Origin of the sequence: Mycolicibacterium frederiksbergense, assembly GCF_012223425.1 — a bacterium.
In the GTDB taxonomy this organism is placed as follows: Bacteria; Actinomycetota; Actinomycetes; order Mycobacteriales; family Mycobacteriaceae; genus Mycobacterium; species Mycobacterium frederiksbergense.
The window spans coordinates 335,365-358,235 of record NZ_CP038799.1 but is presented as its reverse complement, the minus strand read 5'-3'; the positions used below and the strand labels follow the sequence as shown (position 1 = coordinate 358,235).

At 66.4% G+C, this 22,871-nt stretch carries 22 protein-coding genes; 12 read left to right on the top strand and 10 right to left on the bottom strand.

Annotated features, from left to right (window positions below):
- Window positions 1–2 precede the first annotated feature (2 nt).
- Window positions 3–1,058, top strand: coding sequence for an acyl-CoA dehydrogenase family protein (locus tag EXE63_RS04790; protein WP_168141026.1), 1,056 nt, complete (start codon window positions 3–5; stop codon window positions 1,056–1,058).
- 5 nt (window positions 1,059–1,063) lie between these two features.
- Window positions 1,064–2,236 (top strand): acyl-CoA dehydrogenase family protein, encoded by a 1,173-nt coding sequence (locus tag EXE63_RS04785; protein WP_168141025.1) that lies wholly within the window; start codon window positions 1,064–1,066, stop codon window positions 2,234–2,236.
- 69 nt (window positions 2,237–2,305) lie between these two features.
- On the opposite strand, the gene EXE63_RS04780 is transcribed toward EXE63_RS04785, so the two are convergent.
- From EXE63_RS04780 to EXE63_RS04770, 3 genes are all read right to left on the bottom strand, one after another.
- A complete protein-coding gene (locus EXE63_RS04780) occupies window positions 2,306–3,538 on the bottom strand; it encodes an amidohydrolase family protein (RefSeq protein ID WP_168141024.1) in 1,233 nt (410 codons plus the stop codon).
- A gap of 87 nt (window positions 3,539–3,625) precedes the next feature.
- Window positions 3,626–4,771 (bottom strand): thiolase family protein, encoded by a 1,146-nt coding sequence (locus EXE63_RS04775; protein WP_168141023.1) that lies wholly within the window; start codon window positions 4,769–4,771, stop codon window positions 3,626–3,628.
- On the bottom strand, window positions 4,771–5,193 hold the full coding sequence (locus tag EXE63_RS04770; protein ID WP_168145405.1) for a Zn-ribbon domain-containing OB-fold protein: 423 nt from the start codon (window positions 5,191–5,193) through the stop codon (window positions 4,771–4,773). Before EXE63_RS04770 ends, EXE63_RS04775 begins: the two co-directional genes overlap by 1 nt.
- A 164-nt stretch (window positions 5,194–5,357) precedes the next feature.
- Here EXE63_RS04770 and EXE63_RS04765 point away from each other — a divergent pair, with 164 nt between their 5' ends.
- The gene (locus EXE63_RS04765; protein ID WP_412485639.1) at window positions 5,358–6,821 is read left to right on the top strand and encodes an aldehyde dehydrogenase family protein; all 1,464 of its coding nucleotides are present in this window, start codon (window positions 5,358–5,360) and stop codon (window positions 6,819–6,821) included.
- Here the strand turns inward: EXE63_RS04765 and EXE63_RS04760 are convergent.
- A complete protein-coding gene (locus EXE63_RS04760; protein WP_168141021.1) occupies window positions 6,812–7,534 on the bottom strand; it encodes a TetR/AcrR family transcriptional regulator in 723 nt (240 codons plus the stop codon). The genes EXE63_RS04765 and EXE63_RS04760 overlap by 10 nt on opposite strands.
- A gap of 16 nt (window positions 7,535–7,550) precedes the next feature.
- The gene (locus EXE63_RS04755; protein WP_168145404.1) at window positions 7,551–8,741 is read right to left on the bottom strand and encodes a cytochrome P450; all 1,191 of its coding nucleotides are present in this window, start codon (window positions 8,739–8,741) and stop codon (window positions 7,551–7,553) included.
- Window positions 8,742–8,869: 128 nt separating this feature from the next.
- On the opposite strand from EXE63_RS04755, the gene EXE63_RS04750 reads away from it, so the two are divergent.
- Window positions 8,870–10,345, top strand: a complete 1,476-nt coding sequence (locus EXE63_RS04750; RefSeq protein ID WP_168141020.1) for an aldehyde dehydrogenase family protein — start codon at window positions 8,870–8,872, stop codon at window positions 10,343–10,345.
- A gap of 1 nt (window position 10,346) precedes the next feature.
- Here the strand turns inward: EXE63_RS04750 and EXE63_RS04745 are convergent, their stop codons facing one another.
- Genes EXE63_RS04745 through EXE63_RS04735 form a run of 3 tightly spaced genes read right to left on the bottom strand, consistent with a single transcriptional unit; the run spans window position 10,347 to window position 13,613 of the window.
- The gene (locus EXE63_RS04745) at window positions 10,347–12,008 is read right to left on the bottom strand and encodes a medium-chain acyl-CoA ligase Mig (RefSeq protein WP_436277742.1); all 1,662 of its coding nucleotides are present in this window, start codon (window positions 12,006–12,008) and stop codon (window positions 10,347–10,349) included.
- 10 nt (window positions 12,009–12,018) lie between these two features.
- The gene (locus EXE63_RS04740) at window positions 12,019–12,609 is read right to left on the bottom strand and encodes a cysteine hydrolase family protein (protein ID WP_168141018.1); all 591 of its coding nucleotides are present in this window, start codon (window positions 12,607–12,609) and stop codon (window positions 12,019–12,021) included.
- Entirely contained in the window at window positions 12,606–13,613 is a 1,008-nt protein-coding gene (locus tag EXE63_RS04735; protein WP_168141017.1) for an aromatic ring-hydroxylating oxygenase subunit alpha, read from the bottom strand. Before EXE63_RS04735 ends, EXE63_RS04740 begins: the two co-directional genes overlap by 4 nt.
- Window positions 13,614–13,697: 84 nt before the next feature.
- Here EXE63_RS04735 and EXE63_RS04730 point away from each other — a divergent pair, with 84 nt between their 5' ends.
- The 6 genes from EXE63_RS04730 to EXE63_RS04705 all read left to right on the top strand — a co-directional run bounded on the left by EXE63_RS04730 (window position 13,698) and on the right by EXE63_RS04705 (window position 19,579).
- Window positions 13,698–14,519, top strand: a complete 822-nt coding sequence (locus tag EXE63_RS04730; RefSeq protein ID WP_168141016.1) for a mycofactocin-coupled SDR family oxidoreductase — start codon at window positions 13,698–13,700, stop codon at window positions 14,517–14,519.
- 1 nt (window position 14,520) lies between these two features.
- Window positions 14,521–14,955 (top strand): nuclear transport factor 2 family protein, encoded by a 435-nt coding sequence (locus tag EXE63_RS04725; RefSeq protein ID WP_168141015.1) that lies wholly within the window; start codon window positions 14,521–14,523, stop codon window positions 14,953–14,955.
- A gap of 6 nt (window positions 14,956–14,961) precedes the next feature.
- Window positions 14,962–15,969, top strand: coding sequence for an NAD-dependent epimerase/dehydratase family protein (locus tag EXE63_RS04720; protein ID WP_234904364.1), 1,008 nt, complete (start codon window positions 14,962–14,964; stop codon window positions 15,967–15,969).
- Window positions 15,956–17,566, top strand: coding sequence for a flavin-containing monooxygenase (locus EXE63_RS04715; protein WP_168141014.1), 1,611 nt, complete (start codon window positions 15,956–15,958; stop codon window positions 17,564–17,566). The genes EXE63_RS04720 and EXE63_RS04715 overlap by 14 nt, the downstream gene beginning before the upstream one ends.
- Window positions 17,559–18,635: a PHB depolymerase family esterase gene (locus EXE63_RS04710; protein WP_234904363.1), complete on the top strand. Its 1,077-nt coding sequence runs from the start codon at window positions 17,559–17,561 to the stop codon at window positions 18,633–18,635. The genes EXE63_RS04715 and EXE63_RS04710 overlap by 8 nt, the downstream gene beginning before the upstream one ends.
- Window positions 18,636–18,681: 46 nt before the next feature.
- Window positions 18,682–19,579 (top strand): IS5 family transposase gene (locus EXE63_RS04705; RefSeq protein ID WP_436277741.1). Its coding sequence is split into 2 segments (ribosomal slippage): window positions 18,682–19,065 and window positions 19,067–19,579, totalling 897 coding nucleotides; the frame shifts between segments, so codons are not numbered across the junction.
- Here EXE63_RS04705 and EXE63_RS04700 read toward each other — a convergent pair.
- Window positions 19,576–20,676: an IS630 family transposase gene (locus EXE63_RS04700; RefSeq protein WP_168140352.1), complete on the bottom strand. Its 1,101-nt coding sequence runs from the start codon at window positions 20,674–20,676 to the stop codon at window positions 19,576–19,578. The two genes, EXE63_RS04705 and EXE63_RS04700, sit on opposite strands and share 4 nt — an antisense overlap.
- Before the next feature lie 44 nt (window positions 20,677–20,720).
- Window positions 20,721–21,290 (bottom strand): TetR/AcrR family transcriptional regulator, encoded by a 570-nt coding sequence (locus tag EXE63_RS04695; RefSeq protein ID WP_234904362.1) that lies wholly within the window; start codon window positions 21,288–21,290, stop codon window positions 20,721–20,723.
- A 96-nt stretch (window positions 21,291–21,386) separates the two neighbouring features.
- Here EXE63_RS04695 and EXE63_RS04690 point away from each other — a divergent pair, with 96 nt between their 5' ends.
- Together EXE63_RS04690 and EXE63_RS04685 are read left to right on the top strand one after the other, a co-directional pair.
- Window positions 21,387–22,451 carry a phosphotransferase gene (locus tag EXE63_RS04690; RefSeq protein WP_210000272.1) on the top strand — a complete coding sequence of 355 codons (1,065 nt, stop codon included), beginning with the start codon at window positions 21,387–21,389 and terminating at the stop codon, window positions 22,449–22,451.
- Window positions 22,442–22,819, top strand: a complete 378-nt coding sequence (locus tag EXE63_RS04685) for a nuclear transport factor 2 family protein (RefSeq protein ID WP_168145400.1) — start codon at window positions 22,442–22,444, stop codon at window positions 22,817–22,819. Before EXE63_RS04690 ends, EXE63_RS04685 begins: the two co-directional genes overlap by 10 nt.
- Window positions 22,820–22,871: the final 52 nt, after the last annotated feature.

Below are 22,871 nucleotides of genomic sequence, written 5' to 3'. Positions count from 1 at the left end.
GCATGGACCGCTACGAATTGCGCAGACTGGACTACAGCCTGACCGAGGACCACAAGGACCTGCAGGCCGCGTACCGGCAGTTCTTCAAGACGCATTCCGATATCGAGACCGTGCGCGCCGCCGAGGCAGGTGGATTCGACAAGAGTCTGTGGGAACGGTTGTGCAGCATGGGCGCAACGACCATGGGCCTGCCCGAGTCGGTAGGCGGTGACGGGGCCACGCTGGTCGACCTCACACTGGTCGCCGAGGAGATCGGCCGCTACCTGGCCCCGGTCCCGTGGATCGACCACGTGGTGGCCGCGCGGCTGCTGGCGCGCCTGAGCGCGCTGGCAGGCGATGACGCCGACGGCATCGTGGCGGGCACGACGTTGGTCGCGCTGGATCCACAGCAGGTGGCGTCCAGTGGCCCGCGGCTGATTCCCGCCGGGGCGATCGCCGGGCAGATCGTCCTCCGCGACGGCGACGACGTCGTGCAGCTCGGCTACTCCAGCCCGCCGGCCAAGGTGGACAATATCGGCAAGCTGCCGATGGCCTGGGTGGACCCGGCCGCGGCCGACAACCGCGTGGTGCTGGCCAGTGACCCCGGAGCCCTGGCCGAATATCAACGGGCACTGGATGAGTGGCGGCTGCTGACGGCGGCCGCGCTGGTCGGCCTGGTCGAGGAGACCATGACCATCGCGGCGGAATTCGCCAAGTCCCGCTACACCCTCGGCGTGCCGATCGGCACCCTGCAGGGCATCTCACACCCGCTGGCCAATATCGCCATCACCGTGCAGAGCGGCCGTGGACTGGCCCGGCGTGCGGCCTGGTTCCTCGACAACGAACCCGAGGAACGGCCCGAACTGGCGCCGTCGGCCTTCGTGTTCATGGCCGAGGAAGCCGCCAGGGCCGCCACCATGGCGGTGCACGTACAGGGCGGGCTCGGGGTGTCGGCGGAGGCCGCCGCCACCGCGTACCTGGTCCGGGCCCGCGGCTGGGCGCTCGCCTGCGGCGACCCGGGCGCCACCGCGGTACGCATCGCGCGGATCGTCACCGCGCGTGAAACGGCAGGGGTGTAGGAGTCATGGATTTCTCAGCAGTCGAACTGTCCGCAGAGGACAAGGCTTTTCAGACCGAGGCCCGGGAGTTCCTGGCGAGCGTGGTGACCGAGGACGTCATCCACCGTGACCGCGAGACCGGCGACAACTTCGACGAGGGCGTGCATCTGGCGCTCGGGGCGGCCGGGTACCTGGAGAAGGAATGGAAGACCGAGGCCGACGGCGGGTTCAGCCGGGTGCGGCGGCGCATCTGGGAACTGGAGAAGCGCCGCGCCGAGGTGCCGTGGGTGACCTGGGGTACCACGTCGATGGTGGCGCGCTCGGTGGCCAAGTTCGCCCCCGACGAGATCCGCGATCAGGTGCTGGCCGGTGTCTTCGACGGCACGGTGCGACTGTGCCTGGGCTACACCGAGCCCGAGGGCGGCTCCGATGTCGCCACCTGCAAGACCCGCGCCGTGCGCGACGGTGACCAGTGGATCATCAACGGTTCCAAGATGTTCACCACCGGCGCGCACAACTGCTCGTACACGTTTCTGATCACCAACACCGATCCGGACGCCCCGAAGCACAAGAGCCTCACGATGTTCCTGGTGCCGCTGGATCTCCCCGGCGTCGAGATCCAGGGCATCCGCACCGTCGACGGTGACCGCACGAACATCGTGTACTACTCCGATGTCCGGGTCGACGACAAGTACCGACTCGGTGACGTCAACGGCGGTTGGACCGTGGTGCGTGAACCGTTGGATGCCGAGCACGGTGCGGTCGCCGCCGCGGACGACGGGCTGGCCGACGTGGCGATCATGGCGCATCAGGCCGGTTTCATGGTCGAGGCGGCCGACAACGTCGCAGCCGTGGTGCAACGCTCGGGCGCCATCGAGGACGCCTCGGTCGGATACCGCCTGGGCCGCAGCATCGCCCGCATCGAGGCCTCGCTGTCCGCGCCGAGCATCTTCGGCCGGGTAGCGCTGGCGCAGACCATGCGTGACGTCGCGCCCGATCTGATGGATGTCGCCGGGTCGGTCGCCGCGCTGCCCATCGGCGCCGAGGGCGGTTTCGATGACCGCAGCGAGTACGTGTACCGGTTCGCACCGCTGGTGGGGATCTACGGCGGCACCCTCGAGGTGTTCCGCAACATGATCGCCCAGCATGTGCTCGGGCTGGGTAAGCCCAACTACTCGGCACCCAAGGTCAGAGCATAGTGCCGCCGAAACGGTGTTCCGGAAGGGAAACTGCCCGAGCAGCCTTCCGGAATGCCGTTTCGGCGAAGGTCAGGCGCGGGCCATCATCGGTGGTTTGACGGCCTCGGGGTCCGGGTTGGCGATCGGCAGGCCCATGAACCGGCGGGCGTTGTCACCCATGAAATCGTAGGTGCGCCGGACGTCCATGCCCTCGGCGTAGCGCCAGAAACCCTTGGGTTCGGTGAGCCCCTCGGGGTGCGGATAGTCCGAGCCGAACAGCACCTTGTCCCAGCCGACGGTGTCGACCACATCGGAGACGCAGCCCTCCCAGAACGGGCTGACCCAGATGTTGCGGCGGAACACGTCGTGCGGATGTTCGGGGAAGTTCTGCGGCATCTTCTTCTGCAGGTCCTCGAAATCGTGGAACAGCGGGTAGATCCAGCCGCTGCCGTTCTCCACGCTGGCGACCCGCAGCTTCGGGAACCGGGTGAAGGTGCCGTGGCAGATCAGCGCGGTGATCATATCGGCGATCTCGCGGTGCCCCAGCACCATCCAGCGGAAGGCGCTCTGCGTCATGAAGTTCTGGGTGTACGGCGGTTCCCACTTGCCGACGTAGTCATCCAGCGGCGGGTAGCTGGCGTGCAGCACGATCGGCAGGCCGGCCGCCTCCACATCGCGCCAGAACGGGTCGAACTCCGGTAATGCGGGGGAGCGCCAGCCGTGCAGGCCGTTGACCGGGCCGGGCTTGATCAGAGCGACCGTGGCGCCGTTGTCCAGCAGCCAGGCCAGCTCGCGCTGAGCGGCCTCGACCTCGGACAGGTTGATGATCGGGGTGGTGAACACCCGGTTCTGATAGTTGAAGGACCAGTGCTCGAGAATCCACTCGTTGAGTGCGTGCACGATGGCCAGCGTCAGCGCCGGGTCGTCGGCGCTGGAATGCTCGACCAGGCTGCCCAGCGTCGGGTAGTTCAGTGCCTCGGTGACGCCCTGACGGTCCAGTTCCTTGACCCGCGCCTCCGGAGTGCGGGTGGCCTCGGGTGCCTCGATGGCCTTGCCCTGCATCTCGCGCAGCGTCAGGCCCTCGGTGTTCTCCCCGGCGAAGAACTTCTCATGGGCGCCCGGGGCAGCCACCCGCTCGAACGTCGGGTTCGGGATGAAATCGGTGACCCGGTTGTTGATCACGATCCTGGTCTGCCTGCCGAACTGCGCGTACTGCACTGCCCGGCTGTACTTCTCCGGCAGGAACTTGATCAGGGCATCGGCGGTCTCGTACATGTGCTGGTCGGCATCGAAGATCGGTGCGTCCCGGAACTGCTCGGTCATTGTGGTGTCTCCCTATCCGGCGAGCAGACGCAAATGGCCCCTGAATTGCGTGATTTCGGGGCCATATGCGTCTGCTCGCGGTCAATGTCAGAGGGTCAGGACGGTGGCGCCGGCGGTGCCGGGCGCTCCGTACAGCTGGGCGAAGCCGACCTTGGGTTCGCCGGGAACCTGGCGATCACCGGCCTCGCCGCGCAGCTGGCGCACCAGTTCGTGGATCTGACGCAGCCCGGACGCGCCGATCGGTTCGCCGTTGGCGATCAGCCCGCCGTCGGTGTTCACCGGAAGTGAGCCGCCGATCTCGGTCGCACCGTCGGCCAGCAGCTTCTCCTGGTCGCCGTCGGCGCAGAACCCGCATTCGGCCATGTGGATGATCTCGGCACCGGCGTCGGTGTCCTGCAGTTGCACCACGTCGACGTCTTCGGGTGCGACACCGGCTTTTTCGAATGCGGCACGCGCGGCGTACACGGTCGGGGCGACGTCCTCGACGACGGGGGCGCAGGTGGTGTTCACCTCGTAGGCGCCGTAGCGGCGGGTGCGGACCTCGACGGCCCTCAGGTACACCGGCTTGGAGGTGTACTTGTGCGCCAGATCCGCCCGGCACATCACCACCGCGGCCGCACCCTCGTCGGGGGCGCAGAACATGTACTGGGTCAGCGGGTAGTTCAGCATGGTCGAGTTGAGGATGTCGTCCTCGGTGATGGGCTTGCGCCGGAAGGCGTTCGGGTTCAGGGCGCCGTTGCGCAGATTCTTGTTCGCGACCTTGGCCAGGGTGCGCGCCGAGATGTTGTGGTCGTGCAGGTAGCGGTTGGCCTTCATGCCGAAGAACTGGGTGGTCAGGTACTGGCCGTTCTCGGCGTACCAGGCCGGCATGCCGACCAGACCCGGATCCTCGGTGAAGGCGCCGCGCGGGTGCTTGTCCAGCCCGACGGCGATCCCGATGTCGTAGTCGCCGAGGCGGATACCGTCCGCGCACACCTTGGCCGCACTCGCTGCCGTCGCGCAGGCATTGAAGACATTGGTGAACGGGATGCCGGACAGCCCGACCATGCCCACGATGGCGTCCGGGTTGGCGACCGTCCAGCTGCCCCCGGTGGCGGCACCGATGTCCTTCCAGTCGACCCCGGCGTCGTCGACCGCGGCGAAGATGGCATCCACGCCCATCGCAAGAGCGGATTTACCCTCGAACCGGCCGAACGGGTGCAGGCCGACGCCGATGATCGCCACGTCGTGCATCAGGCTCCCTCTACAGGTGCGAACGCGAAGGTGATCAACTCGTCACCCTCGGCGTCGGTCGCGAACGGAATCATGGTCAGCTCGACCTCCATGCCGAATGTCAGGTTGGCCGGGTTGTTCTCGGTGAGTCGTCCCTCGACGCGGAGCACATCCCCGAGCTGGACCAGGCCCACGCCGAACGGCACGAACTCCTTGCCGGTGGGGCCCTTGTACGGCGGGCCGGGCGGGAACCCCTGGGTGGTCCAGGCGACCAGGGTGCCGCGCCGGGGTAGGCGCTCGGGGCTCATCGCTGCACTGCTGCAGCAGGGGCAGCGGCGCTGTACCGGGAACGTCGTGGCGCCACAGGAGCCGCACCGGCTGCCGATCAGTGCGGGCTCGGCGTCGGGCCACGTCGAAATCTCTGTCGCCAGCGCCTTCTGCATGGAGATCCCCTCGATCGACAACTACACATACCAACGGTAATACTTACAGTATCGTATCCTGGATTGATCCCGCGATGTGGAGGTTATGGGTGAACGAACTGGTCACACCGCAGGCGTCGAGCGTGCAGATCGGCCTGCGTGCGGCGGGGCGGGCTGAGAAGCGGATGCTCATCGACGGTGAGCTGACCGCCGCGGCTTCCGGTGCCGAGTTCGACAATGTCAGCCCGGCAACAGGTTTGGTGCTGGGCAGCACCTCGGCCGCAGGTCCCGAGGACATGGACCACGCCATTGGCGCCGCCCGGCGCGCATTCGATGACACCGACTGGTCCACCAACCGCGCACTGCGCAAGCGTTGCCTGCTGCAGTTGCAAGACGCCATCGAAGCCGAAACCGCGGACCTGCGCGAGGAACTGATCGCCGAGGTCGGGTGCCCGGCCATGACGACGCAGAACGCGCAACTGGATTGGCCGCTCGCCGATGCGCTGCGCTACCCGGCCCGGCTGATCGACGAGTTCGAATGGGAGCGGCGCCTCGACGGCGGCGGTCTGTTCGGTGAGCGCAACGCGCGCACCGTGGTCAAGGAGGCGGCCGGCGTGGTCGCCGCCATCACACCGTCGAACTTCCCGATCGAAGTCATCCTCAACAAGCTCGGACCGGCGCTGGCGGCCGGAAACACTGTGGTGCTCAAACCCGATCCGAACACCCCGTGGAATGCCACCCGGCTCGGGCGCCTGATCGTCGAGCGCACCGACTTCCCGGCCGGGGTGATCAACGTGGTGCCGACCCCGTCCAATCACGTGGCCGGGCTGGTCGGCACCGATCCCCGCGTGGACATGGTGTCGTTCACCGGGTCGACCGCGGTGGGTCGGCACCTGATGCGAGTCGGCGCCGACACCATGAAGCGCACCTTCCTGGAACTGGGCGGCAAGTCCGCGATGATCGTGCTCGACGACGCCAACCCGGCACACATCATTCCCGGCGCCATCGGCGCGTGCGTGCACGCCGGTCAGGCCTGCGCGGCGAATACCCGGATGCTGGTGCACCGCAGCCTGTTCGACGAAGCCGTCGCCAATGTGACAATGGCATTCGGTGGCGTGCCCGTCGGTGACCCGGTGCTGCCGACCACCCTGGTGGGCCCGCTGATCAGTGCGGTCCAGAAGCAACGGGTGCTCGATGCCATCGACGGCGCACGACGCGACGGCGCCGAGATCGTGGTCGGGGGAGCAGTGCCCGAGGGGTTGCCCGACCACCTGGCCAATGGGCATTTCGTGGCGCCCACGGTGATCCTCGGCGCACACCCTGGATCGTCCATCGCCCAGGACGAGGTGTTCGGCCCGGTGCTGGTGCTCATCCCGTTTGACGATGACGACGAAGCGGTGCGGCTGGCCAATGACAGCGCCTTCGGGCTGGCCGGCGCGGTGATGTCGAAGTCCCCGGAACGCGCCATGGGTATCGCCCGGCGGATCAGGACCGGAGCCATCGGCGTCAACGGGGGCATGTACTACGGCGCCGACGCACCGTTCGGTGGATACAAGAACAGCGGCGTCGGGCGGCAGTGCGGTGTCGAGGGCTTCGCCCAGTACACCGAGACCAAGACCATCGGGTGGCGACTACCGCGTCAGGCCTGACGCGACAGACCCTCGGCGTGGTCGAGGATGCATTCCAGCACGTACTCGAAGTTGATGTCGTCGGCCACGCCCATCCGGTGTCCACGGCCGGTGGCCTCGGCGATGAACGGGGTGGCGGCTGGGTCGATGAGGTTGCGCTCGCCATCCTGGCGCGCAGCGATACCGGGCATCTTGTCCTGCAGGCGTTCCATGATGACCGTGCCGCGTACATGGGTGGCGATCGCCGAGTAGGTGTCGAAGGCGTCCTCCGAGGACAACCCGGCGCGCACCAGGGCGGCCACCGGCGGCTCCAGCTTCTGGATGGCGCCCTGCACCGCCGCACGCCCGTAGGAGCCGCGGATCAGGATCAGATCACACAGAATCGGATTGCCGCGAAACGTCTTTCGCATGATCCGCGCATGTTGGGCCAGCGATTCCCGCCAGTTGTCCGCATCGATGCTCGGTGCGGTGAAGTCGTACTCGTCCAGCGCCCGGTTGGTCATCGCGTCGAGCAGGTCATCCTTGCGGCGGAAGTACCAGTAGATGCTGGTGACTCCGACGTCGAGATGTTTGGCCAGCTGCGGCATGCTGAGGTTGTCGATCGACACGTCGGCGGCGACATCGAACGCGCCGGAGAGGATCTCCTCGACACTGATGGACCCGCGCTCGCGGCGTTGTCTTTTCCCGTCGCTTCGCTCGCCCGGATGACGTTTCACGCCCGGGGGCCGTGCCATCGGTGTGCCCTCGCGCTCAGGTGATCGGTTTGAAGGTGACGGGTACGGCGGTTGGCGAGCGGAACGGCTGGCCGAAGATGTGCGGATCCTCGCTGGTGTCGAGCTTGAGATCGGTCACCCGGTTGAGCAGGCATTCGATGGCGACCCTGGTCTCCATCCGGGCCAGATGAAGTCCGAGGCAGGTATGTTCACCGGCGGCAAAGGTGATGTGCGGCAAGCGTGTCCGGAAGATGTCGAATTCCTCGGCCCGTTCCCAGCGGGACCCGTCGCGATTGGCCGCGCCGATGCACACATCGATGACGGCGCCGGCGGGCAGTTCGACACCGTCGAGTTCGGTGGCCACGCTCGCCGAACGCTGCACGGTGGTCAGCGGTGTCTCGTAGCGCAGGCCCTCCTCGATCGCCTGGCCGAGGAGTTCGTGATCGGCCTGTACCGCGGCGAACTGATCGGGATGGGTCAACAACAGGTAGAGCAGATTGCCCGAGGACCGGAAGGTGGTCTCCAGTCCGGCCGGCAACAGCAACCGCAGGAACGAGTAGATTTCTTCGTCGGTGAGCTTTTCGCCCTCGACCTCGGCGGTCACCAGATCGCCGATGATGTCGTCGGTGGGCGAGGACCGCCGCAGATCGATCTGGTTGATGAAGTAATCCTTCAGCGCCGCAGAGGCTTCGAAGGCGCGTTTGTACTTGACGTGGTAGCTGATCAACTCGACGGCCCGGGCGCGGAACCATGCGAGATCCTCTTCGGGCAGACCCAGCAGCTTGGAGATCACCCGGGTCGGGAACTCGAAGGTGAAGTCGCGGACCAGGTCCGCGCGTCCGGTCTCGATGAACTCGTCGATGAGTTGTTCGCAGATGGGTCGGACGATCTCCGGTTCCCAGCGCTTGAGTGATTTCGCCTTGAAGGCGGTGGTGACCAGATTGCGGTGTGCGCGGTGCAGAGTGCCCTCCATCGCCAGGATGGACGGGCCGATGAACAGGCCGATGGTGTCGTCGTAGATCTTGGAATTGAACGACTTGCTGTCTCGAAAGATGGTGTTCACGGCGTCGTAGGACACCGCCGCGTACTGGTTCGTGGGCCGGAATTCGTCCGGGGTCTTGGACCAGTCCATGACACTGCCCTCGAAGACGCCGTGCCGGGCGCGGTGTGCGGCGAAGAACGGGTACGGGTCGCGGAGCAGGTTGAACGAGTCGCCCAAGTCCGCCAGTAGGTCGTTCTCGCGCTGCGTCTGGCTGTCCACGCGTGCTACCTGCCTTCGTGCCACCGGTTCGTACTGTAATCCTTACAGTAACACGTCCCGTGTTACCGTGAGGACTACCGGAGGGAGTTCAGGAAATGAGCACATCCGACCAGCGCATCGCGCACGAGGTCGACGCGCGGGCTCTGCTGGAACGTCAACGGCGGGCGTTCATCGCCGCCGGCCCGCCGAGCGTGGCACTGCGCCGCAACCGCATCGACCGGCTGTTGGCGCTGGTGCTGGACAACACCGACGCGTTCGTCGACGCGATGGCCGCCGACTTCGGCACCCGCTCACGTGCGGCATCGCTGTTCACCGAGGTCGTCGGCATCATTCCGGTGATCGAACACACCAGGGCTCATGTGCCGCAATGGATGAAGGCCACCAAGCTGATGCGGGCGGCGCGCGTGGCCGGGCTTCGCGCCGAGGTCGAGCCGGCTCCACTGGGCGTCGTCGGCATCATCGGTCCGTGGAACTTCCCGCTCAACCTCGTGGTGCTACCCGCTTCGGCGGCCTTCGCCGCGGGAAACCGGGTGATGATCAAGATGTCCGAGGTCACCTCGGGCACCGCGGAACTGGTGGCGACACTGGCCCCGAAGTACTTCGAGGACACCGAACTCGCCGTGGTGACCGGTGGGCCCGAGGTGGCCGCCGAGTTCTCCCGGTTGCCGTTCGACCACCTGTTCTTCACCGGCTCTCCGTCGGTGGGATCGCTGGTGCAGCGCGCCGCCTCGGAGAACCTGGTTCCGGTGACCCTGGAACTGGGCGGCAAGAATCCCGTCGTGGTGGCCCCCGCTGCGGACATAGAGCGCTCGGCGATCCGGATCGCGCAGGCCCGCATGGTCAACGGCGGTCAGGTCTGTGTCTGCCCGGATTACGTGTTTGTCCCCGATCGCAGCGTGGCGCAGTTCGTCGACACCGTCCGGCGGACCTGGGTGGGCATGTTCCCCAGCATCATCGGCAATGACGACTACTGCTCGAGTGTCAATGAGGCCAACTTCGATCGGGTGGTCGCACTGATCGACGACGCGCGCGATCGAGGCGCCACCGTGGAATCGGTGGTCCCGGCCGGCGAGTCACTGCCGGATCGCGCGACTCGCAAGATCGCGCCGACCGTCGTCCGTGGTGTCGACGAGCGGATGGCCATCGCGTCGGAGGAGATTTTCGGGCCGGTGCTCTCGGTGCTGGGCTACTCGGCGCTCGGGGAGGTGATCGACCACATCAACGCGCGTCCGGCGCCGCTGGTCGCCTATTGGTTCGGCCCGGATGGCGACAGCTTCCGGACCTTTCTGCGCAATACCCGAAGCGGCGGTGTGGCACGCAATGATTTTGCCGCGCAGATGATTCCGTCAGCTGCACCGTTCGGTGGTGTCGGTCGCAGCGGCATGGGTGCCTATCACGGGAAGGCGGGATTCGACGCCTTCAGCCATCAGCGCACGGTGGTGGGCACCGATCTTCCGTTCAGCATGACCGGATCGGCGGCACCGCCGTTCCGTCGCGGGATGCAGATGTACGCCGACGTGACCTTGAACATGGCCCGGCGGCGTACCCGGCGCCGGCTCAGGAACCGCTGACCTATTTGCCGGCGCTTCGCTCGCCCAGGCACGCCTGCTCGCGTGCCCAGCGGTAATCGGCCTTCCCGGCCGGGCTGCGCTGGATCACCGGGCGGAACACCACCGCCTTCGGCAACTTGTAACGTGCGATGGAACTTTCGGCGTGCCGGATGAGGTCCTCGGCGTCGGCGCGGGCACCGTCGGCGAGTGCGACGACCGCGACCACCTCGGAGCCCCATCGCTCGCTGGGGCGGCCGGCCACCACCACGTCGGCAACCGCGGGATGCGAGGCGATGGCGGACTCCACCTCCTCGGCGAAGACCTTCTCCCCGCCGGAGTTGATGGTGACCGAGTCCCGGCCCAGCAGTTCGACCGCGCCGCTCTCCAGGTGGCGGGCACGATCACCCGGTATGGCGAACCGGATACCGTCGATCACCGGGAACGTCTTCGCGGTCTTGGCGGCGTCGCCCTTGTAGCCGAGCGGCACGAAGCCACGCTGGGCCAGCCAGCCGAGGCCGTCGTGGGCCGGCGGCAGAATCGACGCGAAATCCTCTGCCACCACACAGGTGTCCGGCCCGGCGTTGAAGGTGCCGGTCGACACTGCACCGGGGGCCGACATGTGGCTCATCTGCGCACCGGTCTCCGACGAACCGACACCGTCGATCACGATGAGCCCGGGTTTGGCGTCGATCAACTGCTGCTTCACATGCGGGGTGAGTTGCGCGCCACCATTGGCGACCACGGCAAGGCTGGAGATATCCGCACTGCCGTCGCGCAGGCTGCACTGGAGGGCGGCCAGCAGCGGGCGGGCCATCGCGTCGCCGACCACGGTGGCCACCAGCACCTGCTCGCGCTCGATGGTGCGGACCACGTCATCGGTGTCGAAACGCTCGACGATGCTCGGGAACACCAGCGTCTGCCCGGTGGTGATCGCCGTCATCGCGGCCCACTGCGCGGCGCCGTGGATCAGCGGCGGCAAGATCAGCAGCTTGGTACCCGGGTTTTCGACGACCCGGCCGACGATCTCCTCGACCGATCCGGCCCGCTCGCCGGTCATCATGTTGCGGCCGCCGAATGCGGTCATGAAGATGTCGTGCTGGCGCCACAACACGCCCTTGGGCATGCCGGTGGTGCCGCCGGTGTAGAGGACGTAGAGATCGTCAGGGGAGGGCTGCACCGGCGGCGCGGGGGCCTCGGCGGTGACGATCGACTCGTAGTCCACGGCACCGTCGAGCAGGGTATTGCCCGACCCGTCGGCGATCTGGATGAGCACCTTCAGATGCGGCAACTCGTCGCATATCTCGGCGACCCGTGGCGCGAACGCGGCGTGATACAACAGCGCGGAGGCCTCGGAATCGGCCAGCAGATACTGCAATTCGTTCTTCACATAGCGGTAGTTGACGTTGAACGGCGCCACCCGGGCCCGGAACGCGCCGAGCATGCCCTCGACGAACTCTGGCCCGTTGTGGGCGTAGATGCCGAGCAGGTCCTGGCCCACCTCGTGTCCGGCGAGCGCATCGCGGTCGGTGTGGCAACCCAGACCCTGCGCATGCAGGTACGCGGCGAGCCGGGTCGACCGGTCGACGATGTGGCGGTAGCTGTAGCGGCGTTCACCCTGGGCCACCAGCGTGCGGTCAGGTATGGCTGCGGCGACGGCCTCTGCCACGGCGGATACGGTGAACATCGGGGAACCCTCAGCCATGGACGCTCCAGTCTTCGATGAGTTCGGCGGTGGTGGTGATGGTGGCCAGCAGGGCCAGGCTGTTGTCGATGACGGCCTCGCCGTATTCGGCGGGGACACCGGCGACCGCGTCCCGGGGGAGCACCACCCGGTAGCCGGCGTTGACGGCATCCATCACCAGATTGGGGATGGCGATGTTGAGCGAGACCCCGACGGCCACGATGGTGCTGACGCCGAGATTGCGCAGGATCGCATCCAGATCGGTGCCGCCCATCGGCCCGAGGCCGTGCCAGCGTGACAACACCAGATCTGCTGGCTCCGGCCCGAATTCGGGTAGCAGGGTGGCGCCGTCACTGCCGGGGGTGATGTCGACGGAGCGCTTGCCCGCGGCGAACAGGCGGGCGTTGTGATTGGACCCCAGTCCGTCGGGCCGGCGCTGCACCAGACAGTGCACGACGTGGTGGCCTGCGGCGCGGGCCGCCGGCAGCAGCCGGCCGATATTGGGCAGTGCCACCCGACGGGCCTCGTCCGCCAGCATGGCCAGACCGGCGTTCGGGCCGACCACCGCACCCTGGAGTTCCTGGGTGATGACCGCTGTCGTCATACCGGTGTACCGACCGGCGGTACCTCATAGAATTGCGTCGCCCACTTACGCATGGCCATATACGGTTTGGCGTCGATCTTGGACAGCGACGGCCGCTCGATGTACTTCTGGTAGCGCCAGATGTCGAGATCGTCCCAGACCGTCACCAGATACTGCTTCTCGACGCGCTTGCGGACATCCTCGGGTGGGATGTCGGAGGTGTCGCCGGGCACCTTGGGCCACCAGATCGAATAGAACATGTTGGACACCTGGTCATCGACCGGGGTGCAGGCGAAGATCAGCCGGTGCTCGGCTGCGCCCTCGAAGGCGCTGATCGCGAAACCCAGCCCGGAGAAGTGGCTGTGGATGTAGAGCGACATCTTGTCGGGATCATCGCTGCGGGCGTCGGGCCAGCCGGTCAGGAACTGCCACTCGTGGTCGACGACCTTCCAGTCCAGGCAGACCGGGGTGACCGTGGCGCGGTGCACATAGCGGAAATGCGCACTGTCCGGGCCGTTCTCGGCGACGATCTGCGGATGCACCGGCTCGTTCTCAGCGAACCGGGAGAATTCGGGGTAGGGGCGGTAGAACGCGTCGGGATCGGTCGGGAACTGCGGGAACTTGTCGAAGATATCGGGCAGTTCCCACTGCGGCGGCTCACCGTGCGGCTGAAACCACATGAACACGCAGCCGTGCTGTTCGGCGATCGGATAGGTGCGCAGTCGCAGGCCGCGGTTGGGCTTGTCGGGCTGATACGGGATGTAGCGGTTGGTGCCGTCGGGTCCCCACTGCCACCCGTGGAAGGGACATTCGACGCAGTCGCCGACGATCTTGCCGCCGTGGCCCAGATGGGCGCCGAGGTGTTTGCAGTGGCCTTCCATCAGGTGCAGCGCGCCGTCCAGATCGCGCCAGGCCACCAGATCCTCACCGAAGTAACGCAACGGACGGGTCTCCCCGGCGATGAACTCGGCGGACCAGCCGATCATGAACCAGCCGGTGACCTTCCAGGTGAACGGAACCTCCACGGGAGCACCTTCCAGATCCGGACCTGCTACTGAACAGCTTACAGTAGTATCGTCCGCAAGAGCCGTGAAATGCAAAGGAGCACGATGCCAGGGTTGTTGACCGACAGAGTCGCCTTCATCACCGGCGCCGCGCGTGGCCAGGGCCGTGCTCATGCGGTCCGGATGGCCAACGAAGGTGCCGACATCATTGCCGTCGACATCGCCGGTCCGCTTCCGCCCAAGGTGCCGTATCTGTCGGCCACCTCCGATGAGTTCGCCGAAACGGTCGATCTGGTCAAGGCCACCGGGCGTCGGATCTTTCACCGCGCCGTGGACGTGCGTGACTACGAGGGCCTCAAGTCCGCCGTCGACGACGGGGTCGCCGAACTCGGCCGCCTCGATGTGATCGTCGCCAACGCCGGCATCACCATCCCAGAGGCCTGGCACGACATCACCCCGGAGTCCTTCCGCGACACCATCGACATCAACGTCACCGGCACCTGGAACACGGTGATGGCCGGCGCCCAGCACATCATCGACGGCGGCAGGGGCGGCTCGATCATCCTGGTGAGTTCGCTTGCGGGCGTGAAGATGCAGGCCTTCATGGTGCATTACACCGCCAGTAAGCACGCCGTCACCGGGATGGCGCGTGCGTTCGCCGCCGAGCTCGGCAAGCACCACATCCGGGTGAACAGCGTGCATCCCGGGCCGGTGAACACCGCGATGGGCACCGGAGACATGGTCGGCGCGCTCGGCAAGGCATTCGAGACCAACCCGCCGCTGGTGCAGATGGGTACCCCGTTCACCCCGAACTGGATGGCCGAACCCGAGGACATCGCCGCGTCGGTGGCGTGGCTGGCCTCCGATGAGGCCCGCCACATCAGTGCGGTGGCACTGTCCATCGACAACGGAATGGCACAGTTCTGACATGGATGACTATGAGGCGATCCGCCGGCTCAAGGCACGGTACTGCCGGTTCCTGGACACCAAGGATTACGAGGCGTGGAAGGCGTTGTTCGCACCTGATGTCGTGGTGAAGCTGGACATGGCGATCTCGACCGGTGGCGCCGACGGTCAGACCGCACCCGATCTGAACGGACTCGACGAGTTCGTGCCGGTGGTGCTGGGCGGAGTCGAGCACGCGCAGACCAAGCATCACGTGCACACCCCGGAGATCGACCTCACCTCGGACACCACCGCGTCGGCCATCTGGGCGATGGAGGATCTGCTGTTGTTTGCCAATGGCGGTGAGCTTTTCGGTGCCGGGCACTACCACGAGACCTACGAGAAACGCGACGGTGGCTGGGTGATCACCAGCCTGCACCTGACCAGGACCATCCTGCGCTTCACCCAGGCGAAGTAGCCTGCGGTGACCGAGCGGCGCACCGTGCTGGTGATGGGTGCCAGCGGCTTTCTGGGCTCCCATGTCACCCGCAAGCTCGTGGAACGTGGCGACCGCGTGCGGGTGCTGTTGCGGGACAGCAGTTCCACGCGAGCCATCGAGGATCTCGACGTGGACCGCCACTTCGGCGACATCTTCGACACCGAGGCGGTCCACATCGCGATGCACGGATGCGACGCGGTTTTCTACTGCGTGGTGGACACCCGGGCCTGGCTGCGCGATCCGGCCCCACTGTTCCGCACCAACGTCGAGGGCCTGCGCGGTGTGCTGGACATCGCGGTCGCGTCCGGGTTGCCCAAATTCGTCTTCACCAGCACCATCGGCGCTGTGGCCGTCGGGGACGACGGCAGGGCGGCCACCGAGGACGACCCGTTCAACTGGCCGGGCCTCGGCGGCCCGTATGTCGAATCACGGCGCCAGGCCGAGGATCTCGTGCTGAGCTATGCCCACGAGCGGGCGCTGCCCGCCGTCGCGATGTGCGTGTCCAACACGTACGGTCCGCGCGACTGGCAGCCCACCCCGCACGGCGCGATGATCGCGGCCGCGGCGTTGGGGCGGGTACCGGTCTACATCGACGGTGTCGGCTCGGAGGTCGTCGGCGTCGAGGATGCCGCCGAGGCGCTGGTGTTGGCCGCCGACCACGGCACGGTGGGGGAGCGCTACATCGTCTCCGAGCGTTACATCAGTCAGCGTGAGTTGTTCGCCACCGCGGCACACGCAGTGGGTGCACGCGCGCCGCGCATCGGCCTGCCGGTGCAGTTGCTCTACGCGGTCGGAGCCACCGGTGAATTGCTCGGCAGGGTCTTGCGTCGCGACACACCCGTGACGCTCGCCTCGGTGCGACTGCTGGACCACACCTCGCCGCTGGATCATTCGAAGGCAACCCGCGAGCTCGGCTGGCAGCCGCGGCCGGCGACCGAAGCCATTGCCCGGGCCGCGGAGTTCTACGTGGAGCGACACCATGCGCGGCTATGACGTCATCGTCGTCGGTGCCGGGTTCTCCGGGCTGTACGCACTGCACACACTGCGCGAACAGGGCCTGCGGGTAACGGTTCTGGAAAAGGCCGATGCGGTGGGCGGCACCTGGCTGGTCAACCGCTACCCGGGTGCCCGTTGCGATATCGAGAGCATCGAATACTCGTACAGCTTCTCCGAGGAGATTCAGCAGGAGTGGGTGTGGACCGAATCCATGCCGGCCCAGCCGGAGATCGAGGCCTATCTCAATTTCGTCGCCGACCGCCTCGACCTGCGTCGCGACATCTGCTTCGGCACCGAGGTGCTCGGCATGACCTTCGACGAGGACGACGCGGTCTGGCGGCTGGACGTGGCCGACGGCGAAACCTACGAGGCGCAGTTCGTGGTCGCCGCGACGGGCATTCTGTCGGTCCCGCTGGAACCGGACATCCCCGGGATCGCTTCTTTCGCCGGCGAATCGCTGTTCACCAGCCGATGGCCGGCCGACCCCGTCGATCTGACCGGCAAGCGGGTCGGTGTCATCGGCACCGGATCGACCGGCGTGCAGCTGATACCGGTGATCGCCCGGCAGGCCGGCGAGCTCGTCGTCCTTCAGCGCTCGCCGGCCTTCACACTGCCGTGGACCGTGCGCGCCTTCGCCCCGGGTGAACTGGATGACCTGAAGGCCGACTATGCGAATATCCGCGCGGCCCAGAGGGAACACCCGGTCGGCGCGGCCCGGCTTTCTGCGTTCTCGGTGTTGCTGGACATGCTGGCCAGCCCGCCGATCACGTCGGCAACCCGAGACGAACAACTGCGCGCCATCGAAGAACGCGGTGTGATGGGCGCGCTCAACTGGGGCGACGTCTTCTTCGATATCGAAGCCAATCGGATGGCCACCGCGCTGTACGGCGAGGCGATTGCGCGCATCGTGACCGATCCCGACACCGCCGCCGCCCTGGTGCCCACCCACCCGTTCGCCTGCAAGCGCCCGATCATCGATCAGGGCTACTACGAGACCTTCAACCGCGCCAATGTGACGCTGGTGGACCTGCGTGAGAACCCGATCCGCTCGGTGACGCCGACCGGCATCTCCACCGAGCGGCGCGATATCGACCTGGACGTCATCATCTACGCCACCGGGTTCGACGCCATGACCGGCGCGCTGAGCAAGATGAAGGTGCGCGGCCGTGACGGCGCGCTGCTCGGTGACTACTGGGCCGAGGAAGGGCCACTGTCCTATCTCGGTCTGGCCGTGGCCGGGTTTCCCAATCTGTTCACCGTGCAGGGTCCGGGGAGTCCCTCGGCGGCAACGAACTTCGTCGCAGCCATGGAACAGCACATCGAGTGGATCGCGGACTGCATCGGCCATCTGCGCGAACATGGCTACCGGACCATCGACGCCCAGACCGACGCGCAGCGCGAATGGATCGAGCACGCCACCTCGCTGGTGGCGGCGACGGTGCTGGTGCACCCGTCGTGCGACTCCTGGTACAACGGCGCGAACGTGCCCGGCAAGAAGCGGATGTACATGGGGTACACCGCGGGAATCCCGGAGTACCGACGGCGCTGCGACGAGATCGCGGCCAGCGGCTATCGAGGATTCACCCTTGCGTAGAGCCATCCAGATCGCATGGGAACTCGGCGGGGTGCTGCCGCGTTCGGTCGGCGCGCTCAACGAATCCGGCGACTGGAACAGCCTGTCGCGAAGGGGGTTACGGCAACTCGGTGAGGTCGCGCTCGATGAGCTGGTGGTCACCGGGATGACATTGACCGGCCCGCCCCCACAGCTGCCGCGCCCACTGGCGGCCTACGGCGATGCCGCTGACGAACTCGGGGCGCTGGGGATCGCCGGGGCGCATCGCGACCCGGAGCCGCTGCAGGTCGCCGGGATCGAGGCCCGTAGCTTCGGCGCACTGCAGTTCGAGGAACTCAGCTTCGAACACACGCCCGCACTGCCGCAGTCGCTGCTGGCCGACGGCCACGCAGGGGTGGCGACGGCGCGGGTGCGGTTGTACCGGCGTGGCGAACAGCGTCCCTGGGTGGTCTGGATCCATGGTGCCGGACAGGGCGATCCGATGGATCTCATGGTGGCGCGGGTGCGCAGGCTGGATGCGCTGGGTTTCAACGTGGCGCTCCCGGTGCAGCCCGGGCACGGTGCGCGGCGGCGGGAATGGCCCGAGTATCCGGCGCGGGATCCGTTGGCCAACGTGGCAGGGACGATGCGGGTGGTGTCCGAGGTGCGGGCGCTGATCGGATGGCTGGCAACCGATTCGGAATCGGTGACGGTGTCCGGGTTGTCGCTGGGCAGTGCGGTCGCCGCGCTGGTGTCCCACCTGGACACCCGCGTCGGTGCGGTGGCGTTGTACACCCCGATCCTGGGGCTCAACGCGATGATCGGATTGCATCTGGGCCGGTGGGGTCGGCCCGGCCGCAGCGCAGGTGAGCAGTTGCTGTCCGACACCGTGTCGGCCATGACGTCGGTGATCGATCCGCTGGCTACCTCACCGGTCACCGACCGGCGGCTGATCGTGGGCGCCTGGCACGATCAGATGGCCATGCGCAGTTCGGCGCTGGCGATGCACGAGCGTTGGGGTGGTGAACTGCACTGGCATGACGGCAGTCATGTCGGGCAGCTGTTCTCCGGAGCAGTGCAGGCCGCCACCGAGCTCTTCCTGCTCGGCTAGGGCGTGTCTGACAAATATTTCGGGTGTTTCGGCTGAGACTTAGGCCATGTCGCGGTTCCAGCTGCTCACCGATGCTCAATGGTCGTTGATTGAAGAGCTTCTTCCTGTTCGGACAGGTAAGAAGGGCAGGCCTTTTCGGGATGCCCGCCAGATGCTCGAGGGGATCATCTACCGGTACCGGTGCGGCATCGCCTGGCGCGACGTTCCCGAGGCGTTTGGGCCGTGGCAGACGATCTGGACCTGGCATCGAAGGATGAGCGCAGAGGGCACCTGGGATGCGGTGTTGGCGCGGTTGCTGGCTGCCGCCGACGAAGCCGGGATCATCGATTGGTCGGTGTCGGTGGATTCCACGATCGCCCGTGCTCATCAACATGCCACGAACATCACCCGTGACACAGGGGGCTGGGTCGAATTACACAAATCTGGCCAGCGAGCCGCCTGACCACGCCATTGGCCGCTCCCGCGGCGGACTGACCAGCAAGATCCATCACCTCGTCGACGGCTACGGACGACCGTTAGTCGTGCTCGTGGGCGCTGGCCAAGCCAACGACGGACCGGTTCTGGAGCATTTGCTCGCCCACCTGAAAGTCGAGCGCTGCGGTCGAGGGCGGCCACGCACGCGGCCTGATCGCCTGCGTGGCGACAAGGCCTATTCCAGCCGAGCGACTCGACAGCGGCTGCGACGACGAGGGATCGTCGCAGTCATTCCCGAACCGTCCGATCAGATCGGCCACCGCAAACGTCGTGGCACCCAAGGCGGGCGACCACCAGCCTTCGATGCCGAAGACTACAAGGGCCGCAACGTCATCGAACGCAACTTCAACGTCGTCAAGCAATGGCGCGGTCTGGCCACCCGCTACGACAAACTCGCCATCGTTTACCGCGGCGGAGCAGTCCTAAGGGCCATCACACTTTGGCTACCGCATTTATCAGACACGGCCTAGTGGTCCGTCTGCGTATTGACCTGGTGGAGAGAGGCTCTGCCGCGTCGGACTTTGGTGATGATGTCCTCGGCGGGGGCTTTCCAGATGAAGGGTTTGGGATCGGCGTTCCAATGGGTGGCCCAGGCGATGATGGCTTCGGAGAGTTCGGCGACGCTGGTGAAGGTTCCGCGGCGCAAACGTTTGTCGGTGAGTTCTTTGAACCATCGCTCGATCAGGTTCAGCCACGAGCTCGAGGTCGGGGTGGGATGCATGTGCCAGCGGCGACGATCCTTGTGCGCCAACCACTTCGCGATCTCAGGCGTGGAATGCGCTGACAGGTTATCCAGAACGACGTGTACAGAGAGTCCACGCGCGACGCTGGCGTCGATCTGCTTGAAGAACCGCAACACGTCCGCACCGGTGTGGCCTTTGCGCAGGTCGGTCAGGACCTCGCCGGTAGCGACGTTCATCGCGGCGAACAAGTCGATGGTGCCGTTGCGCTTGTAGTCATGGGTCATGGTTCCGGCGCGGCCGGCCTTCATCGGTAACGATGGTTGAGTACGGTCCAACGCCTGGCACTGGGTTTTCTCATCGAAGCTGAACACCACCGCCCGCGCGGGTGGATTCATGTACAGCCCAACGACATCGACCAGCTTCTCCTCAAACCGCGGATCGTTGCTGACCTTGAAGGTTTCGACCTTCCACGGCTTGAGCTTGTGATCGGCCCAGATCTTGGCCACCGAGTCCTTGCCGATCCCGACCCGGGCAGCCAACGTGCGGGTACTCCAATGCGTCGAGCCGTCGGCAGGTCGCCCCTGATGGGTCAGCCTCAATACTTCTTCGACCGTGCCCGCCGGCAGACTCGACTTACGTCCACGCCCTTTGGCGATCCGGCCCACCCCCTCGATCCCCTCCTGGGCGAACCTGGAACGCCAGCGCCGCACCGTGTCCGAGTCCACACCGCTGCGCCGCGCGATCTGCTCGTTAGCCACCCCGTCAGCAGCCCACAGCAGCGCCTGCGCCTGCACCACTTGCCGATGCGGCAACGACGTCGAGGCCGCCATCCGCTCCAACTCCGCACGCTGCGCATCACTGACCGGCAACGCGACAGCTGTCATAACAGGCATACTACAAACTACCAGATTAATTCACAGACAGACCACTAGCTGCCGTAGTCCGAGATGATGCGTGCCCGCACGCAGGTGATCTCGTGATCGAGGTCGTGTTCCTCGGGGAGCACCACCCACTGGAAAGCGATACCGAAGATCGATCCGGTGATATCGCGTACCGCCGCGTCGGCATCGATGTCCGGCCGCAGTGATCCGTCGGCGATCCCGGCGCGTACGCCGGCGGCCACCTTCTTCGCGGCACCGCTGAGTTGCTCGCGGACCCCTGCGCGAAGGGGTGAGCTCGTCTTCACGGCTTCGAAGGCGGAGACGAACATGGCCCGCGTCACCGAGGCGTCCTCGGCGTGGATCTCCCGCACCCGGTCGAAGTGGGCGAGCACCTGGTGTAGTCCGGTGGTACCGGGTTCGGGATCCGGATTCAGTCGCGCCACGTAAACCTGCTGGAACGCCTCCAGGATGGCGTCCTTGCTGCCGTAGCGGGCGTGCACCATCGCTCTGCTGTAGCCGGCGCGCCGCCCGATGTCCGCGGCGGTGGTTGCCTCCCATCCCTTTTCGACGATCAGCTCGGCGGCGGCCTGCAACAGCCTGCGCGAAGACTGTTCCACACGCTGATGCTGGGTGAGGCGCTCGGACACTCTTGCATATTAGACGCTCGACAACTAACTTAGTTGTTGAGCGTCAAATTTGTGCGGAGGTCACCGATGACATCACCCGCTGTACCCGTGGCGGTCCCGTCGGCCATCGAGGAGATCACCGCGGGGTGGCTCACCGACGCGCTACCCGGGTCGGCGACCGTCACCTCGGTGCAGGCCGAACGGATCGCCGAGGACACCGGATTCTCGGCTCGGCTGTATCGGTTGGGGCTGAACGGTGATGCGGGCCTGCCGGCGTCGGTCATCGTGAAGCTGCCCGCGGAATCGGAGGCACGCGGCGGGATGGAACTGCTCGGCGGATACCGCAGGGAGCTGGCGTTCTACCGCCACATCGCACCCGCGGCGCCGATCTCCACTCCCGCCTGCCATATCGCGCGTATCGACGGTGACACCTTCGTCCTGGTGCTGGAGGATCTGCGCGACTGGGACAACGCCGACCACCTGGCCGGGTTGTCCGTCGAACGCGCCGAGCTGTGTATCGCAGCGCTGGCCGACCTGCATGCCTGGTCAGTGCACAACCCACACGCCGTTGGCCTGCCGGATTTTCCGAACATCGACAACCCGCTGACCCGCGACCTGTTCCTGCCGGCGTTCACCCCTGGCTGGCAGCTCTACCTGGAGAAGACGAGTCAGTCGGTGCCGCCCGCGGTGGCGCGGTTCGCCGAACGGTTCGCCGAGTTGGCGCCCCAGGCGTTGAACGCCCTGTCGGGACGGACGATGCTGCTGCACGGTGACATCCGCGCGGACAACCTGTTCTTCCGGGGCGACGAGCTCAAGATCGTCGATTTCCAGCTTGCGGTGCGGGGTGCGGGTGCCGCCGATATCGCTTACCTGGTGAGCCAGGGAGTGCCGACGTCGGTGCGCCGGGGCAAGGACGAAGCACTGGTCCGCGGGTACGTCGCCGCGCTGGAGAGTCGCGGCGTCACCGACTACGGGTTCGACGACGCCTGGCGGGACTATCGTTTCGGCGTCGCACTGCTGCTGTTCATGCCGGTGGTCGCGCTGCTCACCTGGGATGTGGTGCCCGAACGCTCGCGACAACTCTGCATCACCCTGATAGACCGGGCCGTCGCCGCCATCGAAGACGTTGCAGCGCTTGAGGAATTCTCGTGAGGACCGCCCGTGAGGTCGTGGAGCAGTACAACCTGGTGGTGTGGAACGAGCGCGATTTCGCGCTGGCCGACGAACTGTTGGGGGACACCGTCACCCGCCACGACGTCGGCGAGGTGAAGGTGCTCACCCACGCCGAGGCGGTCAACCGGGTGGTGGACCATTGGGCGATGTTCGAGCGCATCCGGTTCGACCTCAACCTGGTCGTCGCCGGGGACGACGGCGAACACGTGGCGATCGTGTACCAGTCGCCGATGAAGCTGACGGACGGTACCGAAACGACCATCGCCAGCATGGAGATCTTCCGGGTGATCGACGGGCGGATCACCGAGGTCTGGAACTGTGGCTACAAACAAGGAGTGTGGGCGTGAGCCGAGATGAAACCCGTGTGCTCGATGAGCTGGGCTACTACCTGCTGGCGGG